This is a genomic window from Acinetobacter kookii, from assembly GCF_900096895.1.
Taxonomy (GTDB): domain Bacteria; phylum Pseudomonadota; class Gammaproteobacteria; order Pseudomonadales; family Moraxellaceae; genus Acinetobacter; species Acinetobacter kookii.
On record NZ_FMYO01000014.1, the window covers coordinates 13144 to 30640 of the forward strand.

Below are 17497 nucleotides of genomic sequence, written 5' to 3' on the forward strand. Positions count from 1 at the left end.
AAGACCAAGGAAGTACGAATTATTTATGAAACTTCAGACATTAGCTTGTGCAGTTGCAATTGCGACTGGAGGATTTTTCTTTTCTCATGTAATGAACGAGGCAATTGCAGCTAATAATACAGAGGCAGTTTCTCAAACCATTCAACCCACGCAGGAACAGGCGTTGGTTTCTCGTCAATTGGCGACTTTGGTTGACCGTCAACATTATTTAAATCAGCGTTTAGATGCGGCAACCTCCAATCGTATTCTTGATTTTTATCTAGATAGTCTGGATGCAGACCATTCATTGTTTTTAGCCCCTGAAGTTGAACAATATAAGAAAAATTATGGTGCAAATTTTGGTGCTGCATTAAAAGCAGGGGATTTATCTGGACCTTATTTAATTCATGCCCAATATCGTGACCGTTTAAAACAGTTTTATGAGTTTATGTTGGCAGAGTTGAAAAAGCCGCAAAATCTGAAACAAGGTAATGTCTATATTGAAACTGACCGTGAAAAAGCACCTTATTTCAAGACTGCCGCAGAGCAGCAGCAACACTGGAAAAAAATGCTGGTGTCGCAGCTGATTAACCTGACCATCAGCAAGGAAGAAGAGGCTGCGAAGCAAAAAGCCTTGAAAGAAGATCCGACGCTGGCCAATGGTCAGGATCTGGCAAGCCCTGAGGACCTAACGCCGGTTCAAACCCTGACCAAGCGTTATACTCGCCAGCTTGAACGTGCCAGCCGTGTAAAAAGTGATGATGTCCTCGACAAGACTTTGAATGCGATGATGCTGACCTATGATCCGCATAGTAACTATTTCCCGCCAGTAGATGCGATGGAATTGAACCGTCAGACGACCTTGCAGCTAGAAGGGATTGGGGTTTCGATTCGTCCTGAACGCGGCAATGAAGATTACACCAAGATTGAAAGCATTGTTGAAGGTGGACCGGCCAGCAAATCAGGCCAGATTAAACCGGGAGACCGCATTATTGGGGTGGCGCAAGACGGCGATAAAATGGTGGATGTGATCGGTTGGGCCAGTAATGAAGTGGTCGGCCTGATTCGTGGCAAGCGCGGAACCAAGGTCAGCCTGCGTTTATTGGGTGCGGGTGCATCCATGGGGCAGGCACGTACAGTCAGCCTGGTGCGTGATGTGATTCAGGAAGAAGATGCAGGGGTCCGTTCACGTACGGTAGAGATCAAACGTGATGGTAAAAATCATACCTTTGGTGTGATTGAAATTCCGTCGTTTTATTTGAATTATCGAGCGCGTCGTGCAGGTACTGAGTATCGTTCTGTTTCTGAAGATACCAACAATGCTTTAAAGAGCCTAGCAGCCAAGAATGTAGAAGGGATTATTATCGATTTGCGTAATAACCCGGGCGGCTCGCTTGAAGAGGTTGCACGTATGCTGGGGCAAGTCATCAAGTCAGGTCCAGTGGTGCAAATTCGCGACGGTAATGGCAATGTCAGCGTGTTTGAAGACAACGATGGTGGTGCACAAACCTATGCCGGTCCACTGGCAGTCATGATCAATCTGGCCTCCGCCTCGGCCAGTGAGATTTATTCTGCCGCTATTCAGGACTATGAGCGCGGTATCGTAATTGGCAGTACCACCACAGGTAAAGGCACGGCTCAGGTTCAACTGGATACCTTGGCCTATGGTCAGGCAACCTTGACCCAGCGTAAGTTCTACCGGGTGACCGGGGGAAGTACCCAAAATAAAGGGGTGGTTCCTGACATCAAGCTGGTCGATATCTACAATGAAGAATTTGGTGAGCGTAAGGCGAAGAATGCCTTGAAATGGGATACTATTCCAACCGCCCCATTTAAGCGTGAAGGTTCGGTCCAGCCTTATGTGCAAACTTTGGCGCAAATGTCCCAACAGCGTGTCAGTGTTGATCCACAATTTAAATATCTGGAGCAACGTAAAGCGATTGCGAAAAAAACCGATGAGCAAAAGCGTGTAGTGCTGGATATTGACCTGCGCAAAGCCGAGTTGAATGCACTTGAGCAGAAAACTTTAGAGGCGGAAAATCAGCGCCGTAGCTTGACGGGGCAAAAGCCTTATGCCAATTGGGAAAGTTATCAAGCCTCAATGGATGCTTTAATCGAGTCGCGTGCGAAAATGAAAGCTACGCAACGACCTGCCTTGCCTGAAGAAGAAACCTTTGTTAAAGAATCTGCCAATATTTTATTGGATTATGCAAAATTACAATCCACTCAGGCTGCTGCTCGTCAGTAGGATATATAATTCGGTATTTTTCATTTAAATATTCAAAAAAGCCAGTTAGTTGATCTGACTGGTTTTTTTATGGGGATGTGAGCAAATAGCGAAATGATTTTTAAACTGCTCTAAAAATATGAACGGTGTACGGATAACGGTAAAAAAGTTGAACTATGTTTCTTTTGTAAAATGAATAAATTAGAAATAAAAAAGAATAGAGTAATTATCACTTGACCAAAATAGAATAGTATTAGATTCTTGTTTTAATTGATTGTTTTTATAATTACTCTTTAAAGATAGAAATTTTTTTGATTGTATAAAGAGTATGAATCACGTGGATTAAAACAAGAAAGATAACCTTTACGGAACTGAATATGGTTCATATACATTATGATTTTAGCCTGGTAATTGTTTCAATAATTATTGCTATTTTAGCCTGCTATTTTACAGTCTCACTCGAACAATTATTATTCCGTGGCTTGAGTCAGAAATATGAAAAAATGCTTCTCATTATTAGTGGTCTCACGCTCGGGGCTGCAATTTGGGGTATGCACTTTGCCGGCATGCTCGCTTGTCATTTCCCGGCAGATTACTCTTTTGATTATGGCCTTACTTTTGTTTCCTATCTTATTGTATTTATCGCATCGACCTTTGCCATTTGGTTGACCACGCGGGAAACCTTACCCTTTGGCCGGCTTGTGTTAGGTGCGGTACTGATGGGAATGGGTATTGCCGGGATGCACTATACCGGCCTGATGGCACTGGTTTTCGATCAGCACCAAATTTATTATGATCCTTTGCTGACGATTTTTTCCGTTTTAATGGCAATAGCAGGTTCAGGTTTAACATTTTGGCTCATCTTTAAATATAAAAATGCAGTACAGCAAAAACTGCTGATCAAGATTTCCCTGGTATGCATGATGGCGCTGACCATAGTTGCAATGCACTATATGGGTATGGGGGCAATTTTTTTTCATGCCATTGTTGCAGATCAGATGGTTACACATTATCAAACCGAGCAAGGATTAATTTTATTGAGTGTGATTTTAGTCACTGGTTTAATTTTTCTTGCAGCATTTTGTGTTGCCATACTGGAACAAAAACTCGAAGTTCGCAATATACAGCTTTCTAAAGCCAATCGTGAATTGGCCAATCAGGCCGTGCAGGACAATTTAACCAAATTACCCAACCGTTTATTCCTGGCTGAATACTCACACTTTTTGTTTACGGACCATCGTTATAGCGATGATAAAATTGCTTTTATTTATATTGATTTAGACCGCTTTAAAGCGGTGAATGATGTCTTTGGACATCATGTGGGGGATCAGTTGCTGGTGCAACTGGCCAGCCGCATTCAGCACAAGCTGAAACCAAATGAAAAACTGCTCCGTCTAGGCGGAGACGAGTTTTTGATGGTGCTGGAACAGGCCACCCTTGAACATGCAGTTGAAAAGGCCGAGCAGTTATTGGAGCAAATCCAGGACAGTTTTTTGATTGCCGGTAAAGAAATTAATATTTCCAGCAGCATTGGCATCGCCCTGTACCCCGATCATGGCAATAATTTGCAGGATCTGCTGATTAATGCCGATGCAGCCATGCTGATGTCGAAGTATCAAGGCAGAAACACCTATTCCGTATTTAGTTACAGCGTGGACCAGCAGGAAACCAAAAGTCAGACCAAGCTGATTAATGATTTATATAAAGCGGTGGAAGAACAACAATTTGTTCTGTTTTATCAGCCTAAATTTACCACCCGGGATTATGCTATTTGCGGTGTAGAAGCCCTGATCCGCTGGAATCATCCAAGTCTGGGAATGTTGACGCCAAACATGTTTATCGGGGGCGCTGAAAAAACCGGGCTGATTATCCAGATGGGCTATTGGGCGCTTGAACAGGCCTGTAAACAGATTCAAATCTGGGAGCAAAAAGGTGCTAATTATTTCCCTGTCGCGGTGAATTTATCCGCTGTGCAATTTGAACATAAGCACCTGTTTTCAACGCTGGAAAAATTATTTGCTCAATATCAGATTAATCCCAATCATTTAGCCATCGAAATTACGGAATCGACAGCCATGCATCATGTTGACTCTACCATTCGGAGTTTTGAGCGGTTACGTCAGATGGGAATTAAACTGGCCATTGATGATTTTGGAACCGGGCATTCCAGCTTTTTATATTTGAAGAACCTGCCGGTGGATGAGTTGAAAATAGACCGGGAATTTATCCGGGATCTGGCCGTTGGTTCAAAAGATGAGATCATTCTGGCCAGTATTATCCAGCTGGCCATAAAACTGGGTCTGGTGGTCACGGCAGAAGGGGTCGAAACACCTTTGCAGGCAGACATTCTGACCCGTTTGGGCTGTCAGCAATTGCAGGGCTTTTTGTTAGGAATACCGATGGATGTGAACCGTCTGGAAACCATGGACAGGGCATTATTTACTTAAGCTTGATGCGGGTTGAACAGGTTTAGTTCATTTCAAAAGTTTTATGATCTGCTACAATATGGCCAATTTTTCATATTGATCGTATTTGATCTTGAGCACTGCGGTTCTGCAGTAGGTATTTTCCATGAGTTTTAAAGATGAGTTAGCGGCGCAGGTCGCTCAGCGACGTACATTCGCCATTATTTCCCACCCCGATGCCGGTAAAACCACCATGACAGAAAAACTGCTGTTATGGGGGCAGGCGATTCAGGTTGCAGGTATGGTGAAAAGCCGTAAATCGGACCGTGCAGCCACTTCTGACTGGATGGAAATGGAAAAAGAGCGTGGGATTTCGATCACCACCTCGGTGATGCAGTTCCCCTTCAAAGACAAGATGATCAACCTGCTGGACACCCCGGGGCATGAGGACTTCTCGGAAGATACCTACCGTACCCTGACCGCGGTGGACTCAGCACTGATGGTGATTGACGGTGCGAAAGGTGTCGAGGAACGGACCATTAAATTGATGGACGTGTGTCGTATGCGTGACACCCCCATCATTTCTTTCGTCAACAAAATGGACCGTGAAATCCGTGAGCCTTTGGAGCTGCTGGATGAGATTGAAAACGTCCTGAAAATTAAATGTGTCCCATTAACCTGGCCACTGGGTACCGGTCGCGATTTTGCCGGTGTTTATAATCTTCTGGAAGAAAAATTCTACGTTTATAAAGCCGGTTTTGGTTCAGTGATTACCGATATTGAAGTGCGTGATGGCTATGAGCATGCCGACCTGCGTGAAAAAGTTGGTGAACTGGCTTGGGCGGCATTTGAAGAATCGCTGGAACTGGTCCAAATGGCCAATGAGCCACTGGACCATGCAGCATTCCTGGCAGGCCGTCAAACTCCGGTCTTGTTCGGTACGGCGCTGGGGAACTTTGGTGTAGACCATGTACTGGATGCTTTCAGCAACTATGCACCTGAACCTAAAGCACATCCGACCCAAGATCGTAAAGTGGATGCCACTGAAGAAGGTTTTACCGGTTTTGTCTTCAAGATTCAGGCCAATATGGACCCGAAACACCGTGACCGTATTGCCTTCATGCGCATCTGTTCAGGCAAGTACGAAAAAGGCATGAAAATGAAGCACGTACGTATTGATAAAGACGTGCGCATCAGTGATGCCTTGACCTTCCTGGCCGGTGACCGTCAGCACCTGGAAGAAGCATGGCCAGGCGATATTATCGGTCTGCATAACCACGGCACCATCCAGATTGGAGATACCTTTACTTCAGGTGAAAAACTGCAGTTTACCGGTATTCCACACTTTGCTCCGGAAATGTTCCGCCGTGTTCGCCTGAAAGATCCATTGAAGTCGAAACAGCTGCAAAAAGGCCTGAAAGAGCTGTCTGAGGAAGGTGCAACCCAGGTCTTCATGCCACAAAACAGCAATGATTTAATCGTTGGTGCGGTGGGTGTACTTCAGTTCGAAGTGGTGGCATACCGTCTGAAAGAAGAGTATAAAGTGGACTGCATCTATGAACCGGTCAGCATCAATACGGTACGTTGGGTATCTTGTGAGGATGAGAAGAAATTCAACGAATTCAAGAAAAAAGCCCATGACCAGCTGTCAGTAGATGGGGGTGGTCATTTGACTTATCTGGCACCAAGCCGGGTGAATTTGCAGTTGATGCAGGAACGTTATCCGGATATCCAGTTCCGCGCCACTCGCGAACACTAAAATCACCGAAAATAAAAACAGCTTCTTTATGAAGCTGTTTTTTTAGGGAGTGGATGGCATTTCATCAATATGTATTGTCGCAAACATAGACGAAGTGTCAGCTGCCCTATTAGAATCATAAAGATAGATGAATTACTTGAGAAAAAGAGTGGTCAGCATGAACGGGAAACTCGGGGCTGCATCGATAATCGTCATTGGTCTGATGCTCAGTGCCTGTGATGCTTCAAAACAAGAATCCAAACAACCAGATCAGCAGCAAGCGCCAACTTCGGTATTTAAAACCGATCAGGCGGATGTCTTGCCCTATTTAAATATTCAGGAGCAGCAGGCAAAAATTGCCTTGCCTTTTTGCGAAACCAAGAACTGTATAGACCTGAGTATTCAAACGGTACATACCGAAGATGCTTGGTTAAATGACTGGATTGCCAAGAGCCAGTCCAAGGTCATTCAAGATCAAATTGGTTTAAAACAGGACATGAGCCTGCAGCAGGCCGTGAATGCCTATGTGAAAAAGTCGGATGCCTGGCAGGCTGAATTTGCCAAAAATAAGCCCTATGAACTGTCAATGTATACCCGAATTGCCTATCAGCGGAATCAATATGTGCTCATGCAGTTAGGAGTCGATACGACGCAAGAAGAAGTAAAAGTAAAAGAGCGATATTACTTCTTTGTGGCTGACCGTAAAAAACAGAAGGCGGTGACTTTGCTGGATATTCTGGAACCTCAGCAGCAAACCGCCATGAATGGCATTGTGCAGCAGGCTTATCAAAAATGGTTAAAGCAACAAAAGGCTGAAGCCAGACAGAAAGCGCCAAAAAAACTGTATTGGGGGCAGGCGGACTGGTTCTTTGATCAGGAAGGCATCGGTTTGCATTATCGCACCCATGAAATTGTGGAGGATGGTGCCCAGCTGGATATTTATTTAACCAAAGAACAAACCAAGCAGATATTGAAAGCTGACGCTTATCAGCATATGTTTTAGTCATCCTGAATAAATCCAGACATCAAGTGAACGTCCATTTACCCGATTTAAGTTTATAGGTCAGATGATGCTAAAAAATAAAACGATCTTTACCCTCAGTGCCGTTGCGGCAGCAATGGCCTTGAGTGCATGCCAACCTAAACAGCCTGAGCCTAAAAAAGAGGACAAGGTGACCCAGTCGCAAGCTGCTCAAGCCGAAGCTTTAACATTGGCAGGAGACACGGAAAAGCTGACTTTAAATTTGCCTGAATGTGATGGGAATAGCTGTCCTGAAATCAGCATTGAGCGTCTTTCCAGTAACCAGGCTTTTATTGATGAATTTATCGATCAGCAAATTTTAAAGCAGCTGGAGCAAAGTGTAGATATTTCGCCGAAATCCTTAAAGGCAGGGCAGCAGGAGACTGCAGCGAGCGGAAATTCGAAAGATTCAAATTCAGCCCAGGCATCGGAAGCTGCTGCATCGGAAACTATTGAAACACCGAAACAGAAACTGGAAAAGCAGGTAGCTCCTTATCTGCAGACCTTTTTAGCGCTGGATAGAGAACTGAAAGCGTTAAGTGCCAGTCATCAGATTAGCCTGATGATCAAGCCGAAGATTCTCAATGCAGCCCAACCTTTGGCAACTGTGGTGTTAAATTCCAGCAGTTATCTGGGCGGTGCACATGGTTCATCCTCACAGTATTATTATAATTTTGACCTGAAAAAGAAAAAATTGGTCGCACTGGATGATATTTTGCTGCCCAAGCAGAAAGCGGTACTGGAAAAGAAAGCCCATGAAGAGTTTAAACGTTGGGTTATTGATTCCAAGTTGGCAAATAGCGTTGAAGAATATGAACAGGCGTGGAAATTTACCTTATCGGACAATTTCTACCTGTCTACTCAAGGCCTGATTTTGCAATATGGCGAATATGAAATCGGGCCTTATGTCGTTGGATTGCCACGTTTGACCATTCCGTATGAACAATTGCAAAGCGTGCTGAAGAAAGAGTACTTGCCTCCAGTGGAAGTCAAAAATGATGCTGCATCGGCAAGTGCAGCTGTCGCAAATAAAGCCCGATCTTAATGTCTTATTCACTGTTTGATACCCACACCCATTTTGATGTTCCCGATTTCGATGCAGATCGGGAACAACTGGCGCATGCAGCCAAAGCGGTGGGGGTAGAACGTTTGATTCTGATTGGTTTTGTCCAGTCCCGTTTCCAGGATCTGCTCTACACGCAGCATTTTCTCAATCAGTTAAAGGGGGCTCCTCAAAGCTATTTAGCACCGGGATTGCATCCTTTTTATATTGAGCAGCATCAAACTTCGCATCTGGCCGATCTGGAACAGCTTTTAAAAACAGAAGATTGTGTTGCGGTGGGTGAAATTGGCCTGGATACCTTTTTGGCACAGCACAAGCAGCCAGACATATTTCAGAAACAACGAGATTTTTTTGCTGCACAACTCGAATTGGCGCAACAGTTTGATAAGCCGGTGTTATTGCATATCCGCAAATCGCATGCGGAAACACTGGCCCTATTAAAACAGCAACAATTTAGCTTGGGTGGAATTGCCCATGCGTTTAGTGGCGGAATAGAAGAAGCCAAGGCCTTTGTTAAACTGGGTTTTAAAATTGGTGTCACCGGGCAAATTACCAATCCCAATGCCAAAAAACTGCATCGGGTGGTGCAGGCTATAGGTGCTGAACATCTGGTTCTGGAAACCGACTGTCCGGATATGACCCCCTTATGCTGTCAAAGCTCCACTGAACAGCGAAGCCGCAATACGCCAGTCAATTTACCCTATGTGCTGGATGGATTGGCACAATCGCTGAATCTGGACCAGGCTTTTCTTGCCGCACAACTCTGGCAAAATTCCCTGGATGCCCTAAGGCTGACATCTTAAAAAACATTGTAAAACCAGATTTGATCCATCAATGTGGGTTCTTAAGCTATGTTTTGCCATGAATTGGCTTGCCTGTCTGAGCGATATTTTATGCAAAGTTGCAAAGATTCATTTTCTGTTCTTAAATGCTATCTATACTCCTTTAAAAATTAAACGACAATAATGAGGAAATTATGCAAAGTAATAATCCTATTTTAACCCGGGTCGAAACCCGGAGTGATTTTAACCAGGCCATGACGGTGCAAGGCGCCATCCAGAAGTCAGTGTTATTAACCGTGATTGCCGCTGTAGTCGGTGTATCGCTTTTTTTATATAGCTTTATGACGCTGAATATATCCATTGCCTATGCCGCTGCCATGGTGGGGGCGATTGGCGGATTTATCCTGGCACTTATCGCCACATTCAAGCCCAACACAGCACCCACCTTGGCCATTCCTTATGCGCTGTTTGAAGGGGCATTTTTGGGGGGCATTTCGGTCATATTTCAGCTGAAATTTCCAGGTGTACCTTTGCAGGCCTTGCTGGCAACTTTTGTTACCACACTGGTCATGTTTGGGTTATACCGCTTTCAGATTATTCGTGCCACAGAAAAATTTAAAGCTGTGGTGATGTCTGCTTCGATTGCCATTGCCATTGTATTTGTGGTGCAAATGGTCATGGGGTTGGTTTTTGGCTCAAGTATCCCTTATATCTTTGAAAGCAACTGGCTGGGGATTGGCTTTGCTGCATTTGTCGCAGTCATTGCTTCTTTAAACCTGATACTTGATTTTGACCTGATCGAATCATCTGCTGCACAGTATGCACCGAAAGCGATGGAATGGTTGTGTGGTATTGCCTTATTGGCAACCTTGGTCTGGATGTATTACTCGTTCCTACGCTTGCTGGGATTGTTGCAAGGGGATGATTAATCCTTTTCAGCATGACAGCCCAGGATCAATCCAGAAATGCTCCCCGATGGTGGAGCATTTTTTATGGTTTTTACACAACATGTTAAAAAAAGGCGCATTATGCAATTTCGCAAATGCTTCAGACTTGGCATTATGCTGGTAAATTATTTTGAGTGAGATTCACATGGCACAAGGACTATTGGCGGGTAAGCGTTTTCTCATCGCGGGTATTGCAAGTAAATTATCCATTGCATTTGGTATTGCTCAAGCCTTGCATCGCGAAGGTGCTGAACTGGCATTTACCTATCCGAATGAAAAATTAAAAAAACGTGTTGATGAGTTTGCTGCACAATTCGGTTCAACACTGGTTTTCCCTTGTGACGTGGCTGTAGATGCTGAAATTGACCAGGCTTTTGCAGAATTGGCAAAACATTGGGATGGCCTGGATGGCGTGGTTCATTCAATCGGTTTTGCACCAGCGCATACTTTAGATGGTGACTTTACCGATGTTACCGACCGTGAAGGTTTTAACATTGCCCACGACATCAGTGCATACAGCTTTATTGCCATGGCACGTGCTGCAAAACCATTATTACTGGCTCGCCAAGGCTGCCTGCTGACTCTGACTTATCAGGGTTCTGAACGTGTAATGCCGAATTACAACGTGATGGGTATGGCGAAAGCATCGTTAGAAGCGGGTGTACGTTATTTAGCCTCTAGTTTGGGTGCTGAAGGTATTCGCGTGAATGCCATTTCTGCAGGTCCAATCCGTACCCTTGCTGCTTCAGGCATCAAGTCTTTCCGTAAAATGCTCGACCTGAATGAAAAAGTTGCGCCACTGAAACGTAATGTGACCATTGAAGATGTCGGTAATGCGGCATTGTTCCTGTGCTCACCTTGGGCCAATGGTATTACTGGCGAAATTATGTATGTTGATGCCGGCTTTAATACTGTAGGTATGAGCGCCGATTTGATGATGGATGATGAATAAAAAACTCCCTCCTTTTTTAAAGGAGGGTTGGGGAGGATTATATTTCGGAAAGTTATCCATACTTAAATCTCCCCAAACCCCTCTTTATTAAAGAGGGGCTTAAAAGCCAATAAAAAAGACCGCATTTGCGGTCTTTTTTATATTCAGGCTTAAGCGCTTAAGCTTGGCCTTCAGCAGCGGCAGCTTGAGCACGTTGCATATTTGCTTCAAATTCAGCATCGAAGTTAATTGGCGTAAGCAGCAATTGCGGGAAGCTTCCTTTGGTGACCATGTCATTGACTGCTTCACGTAGGAACGGGAACAGGATATTTGGACAATAAGCACCCAGAATATATGGAAGGCGTTCTTCTTCAACACCGTCAATCAGGAAAATACCGGCTTGAGTCACATCCACGATAAATGCTGTATCACCCGCATTATTGGCCTGAACCACGACCTGTAATCCCACTTCGTAATGCGTTGCATCAATTTTTTCTGCAGAAGAAGACAGGTTGATATTAAGTTCAGGCTGCCATTCTTTAGTAAATACTTGTGCCCCAGGTACTTCAAAAGAAATATCTTTAGTATAAATACGTTCTAGTGCTAATTGTGGTTGAGCTTGTTGTTCACTCATTCTTTAATCCTTAATTGAAGAGCTGACTTAATAAAATGTTAAGCCAATAGTTCGTTTAGTTTTCCTTCACGCTCTAAAGCATAAAGTTGATCAAAACCACCAATAAACTGGTCGTTAATAAAAATTTGTGGAACAGTACGGTGATTGGTGCGTTGCATCAATTCGACACGTACTTCAGGCGCTTCGTTAGATAAGTTAATTTCTTTATAAGCCACGCCTTTACGCTCAAGAAGTTGCTTTGCGCGAATGCAATATGGGCATACGGTGGTGGAATAAATAATTACTTCAGCCATTCAAAATCTCCAAGCGTATTATTTGCTTTTAATCAGGGGTAAGCCTTGCACTTTCCAGTTGTTGATTCCACCGTCTAGACGGTAACTGTCGGCATGTCCCACTTGTTGTAATGCTGAACCTGCGATTTGACCCAAATTGCAAATAAACACAAGTGGACGGTCTGCAGATTTTAACTCTTCAATATGACTGCTAATCTGGCTATAGGGAATATTACGGCTACCGCTGATATGACCTTCACGGAAATCTTTGGCATCACGTAAATCAATCAGCATGGCATTTTTAGCTTTGACTAAAATACCTAAAGATTGTGGTGAAATTTTACGGCCATTGCGTTGCCCTTCTAAAATAAAGAACAAAACAACCAATACCCCGAGCGTTCCAAACAAGAAGGGGTGATTCCCCATAAATTCGAACCAACGTTCCACAAGTCACCTAATTACAATTTCAAAATTGCGTAGAGTATAGCCTATAAATATGGCGATCAAAATCACTGCTTCAAGGGCTAAGGGTTAAGAAAAATTAATTTTTTTGCTGTGCTTCAGTAATTTCATCGATTAAACGCAAATAACTGTCTAAACGGCGCTGCAAGATTTCACCAGATTCCACCGCCTGACGCAAAGCACATTGCTTTTCATGCTTATGGGTACAGTTACGGAACTGGCAATGTCCCAGCAGATTTTCAATTTCAGGAAAGCCATGCTGCACTTTGGCCAGATCCAGATGCCATAAACCAAATTCACGGATTCCCGGAGAGTCAATCAGGGCAGCGCCTTCACCAAAGGCAATTAAACGGGTAGATGTTGTGGTGTGCTGACCCAGCGCCGAGTTTTCCGAAATGATATTGGTTTTTTGTGCCGCTTCGGGAACAATGGCATTAATCAGCGAGCTTTTGCCGACACCGGACTGGCCAACAAAGGCGACCGTTTCACCTGCCAGGCGTTTTGCCAGAGCGGAAACCGACACCTCACCGGTAGACTGGCATTGCATGACTTCATATCCCAAGTCTCGGTATTCTTTGACCAGGTCTAGAATCGGGTCATTTTCCTGAATTAAATCAGCTTTATTCAGCACTAACAGTGCCGGAATTTCAGCATCGGCACAGGCCACCAGATAACGGTCAATCAGACTGGGTGCAACTTCCGGAAAGGAGGCAAATACAATCACAATCAGGCTGACATTGGCCGCGACAGGTTTAACCTTGTGATAACGGTCGGGACGAGTCAATAGCGATTTACGTGGATGAATGGCGGTAATAATACCGAGCCCGGTATTCGGATCGGCCTGCCATTTCACGCGGTCACCTGTGACCAGCGCTTCCAGATTGGTTCGGGTATGACAGCGCCATACGCTGCCGACTTCAATCGGCTTCCAGAAAGGCTCTGGTTCACCTGCTGCAACGATAGGTTTACTCGGGTGCTTTTCGGGCGCTGAGAGGGCTTGCACTTCAAGCTGACGGCCATAATGTTGCACCACCAGGCCTTCTAAATCATTTGAAGTGTCGAGTTCTTCTTGACGTGTTTGATGTTGTTTCTGAATGCGACGTTGCTGCTGTTCAGTTAAACGACGTTTACGAATTAAAGCCATTCATATCCTAAAAAAAGCATGGACTAAGAATGGCAAAAATAGCATGAAGCGGGGTAGGAGTTACAGCCAAGTTGCAATAAATTTGCTACTATAGCGGTTTTTAAGCCCAATAAGATTGCACATTTATGAGCAGCACCCCTGATACCCGCCTGATTTGGATTGACCTGGAAATGACAGGTCTGGATACGGATAACGATCAAATTATTGAAGTTGCAACAATTGTGACTGACGATAACCTGAATATTCTGGCGGAAGGTCCAGTGCTGGCTGTGCATCAGTCGGATCGCGTGTTAAATGCGATGGATGAATGGAATACGCGTCAACATGGTCAATCGGGTCTGATCGAACGGGTACGCCGCAGTAAATTGACTGCACAAGATGCCGAACAGCAAACCCTGGAATTCCTGAAAAAATGGGTTAATCCAAAATCATCACCGATGTGCGGTAACTCCATTTGTCAGGACCGCCGTTTCTTGCACCGTTTAATGCCGGAACTGGAACAGTTCTTCCATTACCGTAATCTGGATGTATCTTCAGTGAAAGAGCTGGCAAAACGCTGGCGCCCGGAAATTATGAGCGGCTTGAAAAAGAATGCTTCACACCTGGCGATGGATGACATCCGTGATTCGATTGCCGAACTGAAATACTATCGTGAATACTTCTTTATTATGAATAAATAAAGCAGTGTTGATAGATGAATGGAAAAGGGGCGAAAGCCTCTTTTTTTATGCCTGCTACAGTTATTGAATAATGCGAAAGAGATAGGTTATCGAATTCAGCTGGAATTTGATAAAATGCAGCGGTGTTTTTTAGCTGTTAGATGACGAATGACTAATCTTCCTGAAGATGATGAATATGAGCGCCGCTTTGCCGGGGTAGAAAAAATTTATGGAGATGAGGCTTTTCGTCACTATGAACACAGCCATGTGATGGTGATCGGGATTGGCGGCGTTGGTTCCTGGGCTGTTGAAGCCCTGGCACGTACCGGTATTGGTGAACTGACCCTGATTGATATGGATGTGGTTGCTGCATCCAATATTAACCGTCAATTGCCGGCCATGACTTCGACCTTGGGGCGGGAAAAAATAGAAGTGATGGCCGAGCGCTGTTATTCGATTAATCCACGGATCAAGATCAATCTGGTGGATGATTATCTAACCCCGGACAATGTCAAAGAACTGTTAGAAAATACCCCTGATGTCGTTCTGGACTGTATTGATGATGTCAAAGCCAAACTGGCGTTAATGCTACATTGCCGGTTTAATAAAATTCCGCTGATTGTATCGGGTGGAGCAGGTGGTAAGCTGGATCCGTTAAAAATTCGGGTTGCCGATTTGTCCAAAACCGAACAGGACCCAATGCTGGCGAAACTGCGCAGCCAGCTACGTGCCAAAGGCATCTGTAAAAAGCCCAAAGAAAAATTTGGCATTAGCTGTGTGTATTCTATTGATAATCCGTTCTCGGGTGCAGAAGTCTGTGCCAGTGCCGGCCTGCGCTGTGGCGGTTATGGCTCGGCAGTGGTGGTGACTTCAAGTTTTGCCATGGTAGCGGTATCAGAAGTGTTAAAAAAACTGGCCTTGAAAAAGCCTAAAAAACTGCCATGACCTCATAACGATAAAAATTAGAAGCCCATAAAAAGATAAACCCGATGCGCTGTGATCGGGTTCATCTGGATTTTGAAACCTTATAAAAATAAAAATTAAAGTCCAAAATAATAAGCTAGTACACAAATGACAATGGTTAGCAAAATCAGTTTAATCACGCCCGATGTACCGACTTTATGCGAGGCATGCGCAGGATGGCTTTTCACCTGTGGGGCAGTATGCGGAGTGCTTGGCGCGCCATCTAGTGGATTGGCCACTTCAACTTTGGTCAATCGTGCGGACTGATAATGATTGGCAACTTTGACTATAAATTTTGCGGTTAAATCATCCAGCTTTTGCGAGAAATGACGTAGATTCAGCTGTTCTTCAGGTGTCAGTTCACTGCCATCCGCATGATAGGGATGTTGCTGTTTTTGCTGAATATAAATGGACAAAGCTTCTAGGCGATGCAGTGTGGTATGCGCATAATCCGCCTGATAATCGCTTGGTAGTAAAGGCAGATATTTACTTTCCGGCAATGGGGAGCCATCCGCATTTTCCGTTGCTGTTTGCGGCATTCCATAATACGGAAAATCACGATTCGCAGGCTCGATAAAGCCTTGGGCAAACTTGCTGTCAAATAATTCGTTGTTGGTATAAACCTGAATGTCATCCCAATTCGGCTGTTGCAAATCGGCATCGATACGTTTTGCCAGTTTTGAATTCAGCTCGAAACGCCAGAAGGTTTCCTGACGGCACTGTTCCTGTTGTGGCTTGGGCGCTGCATAGTCATGATCTGCGTTATACCATTCCGCCAATTCCTTGCCGAAAATCCAGGCGGTTTTCTTATTGTGTTCATGGCTGACAATAAAATGCGGAATGGCAAGCAGTTCAACATTAGCATTGGGGTTCTGTTCATCATTGAGCAGACTGGAACTGTGCAGGCTGATGCGCAGCGTTCCCTGTTTTTTTAGACCTTCCAGCCAGATTTGAAAATGTTGTGCCAATAAATGTTGTGACAGCAGATCACGGAAACGCAAATTGTGCTGGTTGAAAATGGCATGTTGTACCCAATGATTAAAGCTCAGATTCTGGCTGAGGTATTCATTGCCATAGGTCACCAAAGTAAGCTGCTGTTTCCAAATCTGATCGAGTGCCATTGTTATTGATCTCATAAATATTGGCTTTATCTTATACTTTTTCTAAATATGGTTGCCAATCTAATTTTTCCTCTACAGGGAACTTCATCAACGCGCTCAAAAACTGTTAGAATATGGGGTTTTATTATATTTTTAAATTGTTGCTTTGAGAGTTACTATGTCACTGGAAGCCCTGACCACTGAAGCGCTCGCTGCGATTGCAGCAGCAGAGGACCTTGCTACACTCGATCAAGTGCGAGTGCAATTTACAGGGAAGAAAAGCCAGCTCGCGGAACAATCCAAGGCACTGGGTAAAATGGATCCTGAAGAACGTAAAGTTTTTGGGGCGAAAATTCATGCGGTCCGTGAAGCCATCACTGGCGCACTCACAACACGCCAGGCGGAATTACAAAAAGCTGCACTAGAACAAAAACTCGCCAGCGAAACGATCGATATTACCTTGCCGGGTCGCGGTCAAAGTGTGGGCAGTATTCACCCTGTGACTCAAGTGCAGGAACGCATTTGCCAATTTTTTACCAAAGCCGGTTTCACGGTTGCGACAGGCCCTGAAGTTGAAGATGATTATCACAACTTTGAAGCGCTGAATATTCCGGGGCATCACCCGGCACGTGCCATGCATGACACCTTCTATTTTGATGCCAACCACCTGCTTCGTACCCACACTTCAGGTGTGCAAGTACGGACCATGGAAAAGAATCAGCCGCCAATCCGTATTGTCTGCCCGGGTCGTGTATACCGCTGTGACTCGGACCAGACCCATTCGCCAATGTTCCATCAAATTGAAGGTCTGTATGTCGCTGAGAACACCAGCTTTGCAGAACTGAAAGGTTTGTTGGTGAACCTGCTGAACGAATTCTTTGAAAAAGACTTAACCGTGCGTTTCCGTCCGTCTTACTTTCCGTTCACTGAACCAAGTGCCGAAGTGGATATCATGGATGAACGCGGTCGCTGGCTAGAAGTTTTGGGTTGCGGTATGGTGCATCCGAATGTCCTTCAAGCAGCAGGCATTGATCCTGAAAAATATAAAGGTTTTGCGTTCGGTTTAGGTGTAGAACGTTTTGCGATGCTGCGTTATGGCATTAACGATTTGCGTATGTTCTACCAGAATGATGTGCGTTTTTTACGCCAATTTGCTTAAGGCTTTTATTT

The 17497-nt window shown here is 44.6% G+C and carries 16 protein-coding genes; 11 read left to right on the top strand and 5 right to left on the bottom strand.

Features of this window, described 5'->3' with window-relative positions; genetic code table 11:
* Positions 1 to 25 precede the first annotated feature (25 nt).
* The 8 genes from BLP85_RS13905 (at position 26) to BLP85_RS13940 (ending at position 11114) form a co-directional block, all read left to right on the top strand.
* A complete protein-coding gene (locus tag BLP85_RS13905; RefSeq protein ID WP_092820848.1) occupies positions 26 to 2227 on the top strand; it encodes a carboxy terminal-processing peptidase in 2202 nt (733 codons plus the stop codon).
* Positions 2228 to 2583: 356 nt separating this feature from the next.
* The gene (locus tag BLP85_RS13910) at positions 2584 to 4653 is read left to right on the top strand and encodes a putative bifunctional diguanylate cyclase/phosphodiesterase (RefSeq protein ID WP_092820850.1); all 2070 of its coding nucleotides are present in this window, start codon (positions 2584 to 2586) and stop codon (positions 4651 to 4653) included.
* Positions 4654 to 4777: 124 nt separating this feature from the next.
* Entirely contained in the window at positions 4778 to 6370 is a 1593-nt protein-coding gene (locus BLP85_RS13915; protein WP_092820852.1) for a peptide chain release factor 3, read from the top strand.
* A gap of 157 nt (positions 6371 to 6527) precedes the next feature.
* Positions 6528 to 7352, top strand: coding sequence for a hypothetical protein (locus BLP85_RS13920; RefSeq protein ID WP_092820854.1), 825 nt, complete (start codon positions 6528 to 6530; stop codon positions 7350 to 7352).
* Between the two features lie 67 nt (positions 7353 to 7419).
* Positions 7420 to 8415 carry an RsiV family protein gene (locus tag BLP85_RS13925; protein ID WP_092820856.1) on the top strand — a complete coding sequence of 332 codons (996 nt, stop codon included), beginning with the start codon at positions 7420 to 7422 and terminating at the stop codon, positions 8413 to 8415.
* The gene (locus tag BLP85_RS13930; protein WP_092820858.1) at positions 8415 to 9236 is read left to right on the top strand and encodes a TatD family hydrolase; all 822 of its coding nucleotides are present in this window, start codon (positions 8415 to 8417) and stop codon (positions 9234 to 9236) included. The genes BLP85_RS13925 and BLP85_RS13930 overlap by 1 nt, the downstream gene beginning before the upstream one ends.
* Positions 9237 to 9409: 173 nt before the next feature.
* Entirely contained in the window at positions 9410 to 10144 is a 735-nt protein-coding gene (locus tag BLP85_RS13935; protein ID WP_092820860.1) for a Bax inhibitor-1/YccA family protein, read from the top strand.
* A 163-nt stretch (positions 10145 to 10307) separates the two neighbouring features.
* Entirely contained in the window at positions 10308 to 11114 is an 807-nt protein-coding gene (locus tag BLP85_RS13940; RefSeq protein WP_092820862.1) for an enoyl-ACP reductase FabI, read from the top strand.
* Positions 11115 to 11271: 157 nt separating this feature from the next.
* Here BLP85_RS13940 and secB read toward each other — a convergent pair whose 3' ends face one another.
* The 4 genes from secB to rsgA all read right to left on the bottom strand — a co-directional run bounded on the left by secB (position 11272) and on the right by rsgA (position 13605).
* Positions 11272 to 11727 carry a protein-export chaperone SecB gene (gene secB, locus BLP85_RS13945; protein WP_092820864.1) on the bottom strand — a complete coding sequence of 152 codons (456 nt, stop codon included), beginning with the start codon at positions 11725 to 11727 and terminating at the stop codon, positions 11272 to 11274.
* Positions 11728 to 11765: 38 nt separating this feature from the next.
* The gene (grxC, locus tag BLP85_RS13950) at positions 11766 to 12020 is read right to left on the bottom strand and encodes a glutaredoxin 3 (RefSeq protein ID WP_086197473.1); all 255 of its coding nucleotides are present in this window, start codon (positions 12018 to 12020) and stop codon (positions 11766 to 11768) included.
* 18 nt (positions 12021 to 12038) lie between these two features.
* On the bottom strand, positions 12039 to 12446 hold the full coding sequence (locus BLP85_RS13955) for a rhodanese-like domain-containing protein (protein WP_092820866.1): 408 nt from the start codon (positions 12444 to 12446) through the stop codon (positions 12039 to 12041).
* A 94-nt stretch (positions 12447 to 12540) separates the two neighbouring features.
* Positions 12541 to 13605 (bottom strand): small ribosomal subunit biogenesis GTPase RsgA, encoded by a 1065-nt coding sequence (rsgA, locus tag BLP85_RS13960; RefSeq protein ID WP_092820868.1) that lies wholly within the window; start codon positions 13603 to 13605, stop codon positions 12541 to 12543.
* A gap of 125 nt (positions 13606 to 13730) precedes the next feature.
* Here rsgA and orn point away from each other — a divergent pair, with 125 nt between their 5' ends.
* Together orn and BLP85_RS13970 are read left to right on the top strand one after the other, a co-directional pair.
* Positions 13731 to 14285: an oligoribonuclease gene (orn, locus tag BLP85_RS13965; protein WP_092820870.1), complete on the top strand. Its 555-nt coding sequence runs from the start codon at positions 13731 to 13733 to the stop codon at positions 14283 to 14285.
* 147 nt (positions 14286 to 14432) lie between these two features.
* Positions 14433 to 15209 (top strand): tRNA threonylcarbamoyladenosine dehydratase, encoded by a 777-nt coding sequence (locus tag BLP85_RS13970; RefSeq protein ID WP_092820871.1) that lies wholly within the window; start codon positions 14433 to 14435, stop codon positions 15207 to 15209.
* Between the two features lie 95 nt (positions 15210 to 15304).
* Here the strand turns inward: BLP85_RS13970 and BLP85_RS13975 are convergent, their stop codons facing one another.
* Positions 15305 to 16348, bottom strand: a complete 1044-nt coding sequence (locus BLP85_RS13975; RefSeq protein ID WP_092820873.1) for a hypothetical protein — start codon at positions 16346 to 16348, stop codon at positions 15305 to 15307.
* A 157-nt stretch (positions 16349 to 16505) separates the two neighbouring features.
* Between BLP85_RS13975 and pheS the strand changes: the two genes are divergently transcribed.
* Positions 16506 to 17486 carry a phenylalanine--tRNA ligase subunit alpha gene (gene pheS / locus BLP85_RS13980; RefSeq protein ID WP_086197467.1) on the top strand — a complete coding sequence of 327 codons (981 nt, stop codon included), beginning with the start codon at positions 16506 to 16508 and terminating at the stop codon, positions 17484 to 17486.
* Positions 17487 to 17497 lie beyond the last annotated feature (11 nt).

Excerpts from the sequence above, each read along its gene's own strand:
- BLP85_RS13905 (WP_092820848.1), top strand. The coding sequence starts at position 26 with ATGAAACTTCAGACATTAGCTTGTGCAGTTGCAATTGCGACTGGAGGA.
- BLP85_RS13910 (WP_092820850.1), top strand. The coding sequence starts at position 2,584 with ATGGTTCATATACATTATGATTTTAGCCTGGTAATTGTTTCAATAATT.
- BLP85_RS13915 (WP_092820852.1), top strand. The coding sequence starts at position 4,778 with ATGAGTTTTAAAGATGAGTTAGCGGCGCAGGTCGCTCAGCGACGTACA.
- BLP85_RS13920 (WP_092820854.1), top strand. The coding sequence starts at position 6,528 with ATGAACGGGAAACTCGGGGCTGCATCGATAATCGTCATTGGTCTGATG.
- BLP85_RS13925 (WP_092820856.1), top strand. The coding sequence starts at position 7,420 with ATGCTAAAAAATAAAACGATCTTTACCCTCAGTGCCGTTGCGGCAGCA.
- BLP85_RS13930 (WP_092820858.1), top strand. The coding sequence starts at position 8,415 with ATGTCTTATTCACTGTTTGATACCCACACCCATTTTGATGTTCCCGAT.
- BLP85_RS13935 (WP_092820860.1), top strand. The coding sequence starts at position 9,410 with ATGCAAAGTAATAATCCTATTTTAACCCGGGTCGAAACCCGGAGTGAT.
- BLP85_RS13940 (WP_092820862.1), top strand. The coding sequence starts at position 10,308 with ATGGCACAAGGACTATTGGCGGGTAAGCGTTTTCTCATCGCGGGTATT.
- secB (WP_092820864.1), bottom strand. The coding sequence starts at position 11,727 with ATGAGTGAACAACAAGCTCAACCACAATTAGCACTAGAACGTATTTAT.
- grxC (WP_086197473.1), bottom strand. The coding sequence starts at position 12,020 with ATGGCTGAAGTAATTATTTATTCCACCACCGTATGCCCATATTGCATT.
- rsgA (WP_092820868.1), bottom strand. The coding sequence starts at position 13,605 with ATGGCTTTAATTCGTAAACGTCGTTTAACTGAACAGCAGCAACGTCGC.
- orn (WP_092820870.1), top strand. The coding sequence starts at position 13,731 with ATGAGCAGCACCCCTGATACCCGCCTGATTTGGATTGACCTGGAAATG.
- BLP85_RS13970 (WP_092820871.1), top strand. The coding sequence starts at position 14,433 with ATGACTAATCTTCCTGAAGATGATGAATATGAGCGCCGCTTTGCCGGG.
- BLP85_RS13975 (WP_092820873.1), bottom strand. The coding sequence starts at position 16,348 with ATGGCACTCGATCAGATTTGGAAACAGCAGCTTACTTTGGTGACCTAT.
- pheS (WP_086197467.1), top strand. The coding sequence starts at position 16,506 with ATGTCACTGGAAGCCCTGACCACTGAAGCGCTCGCTGCGATTGCAGCA.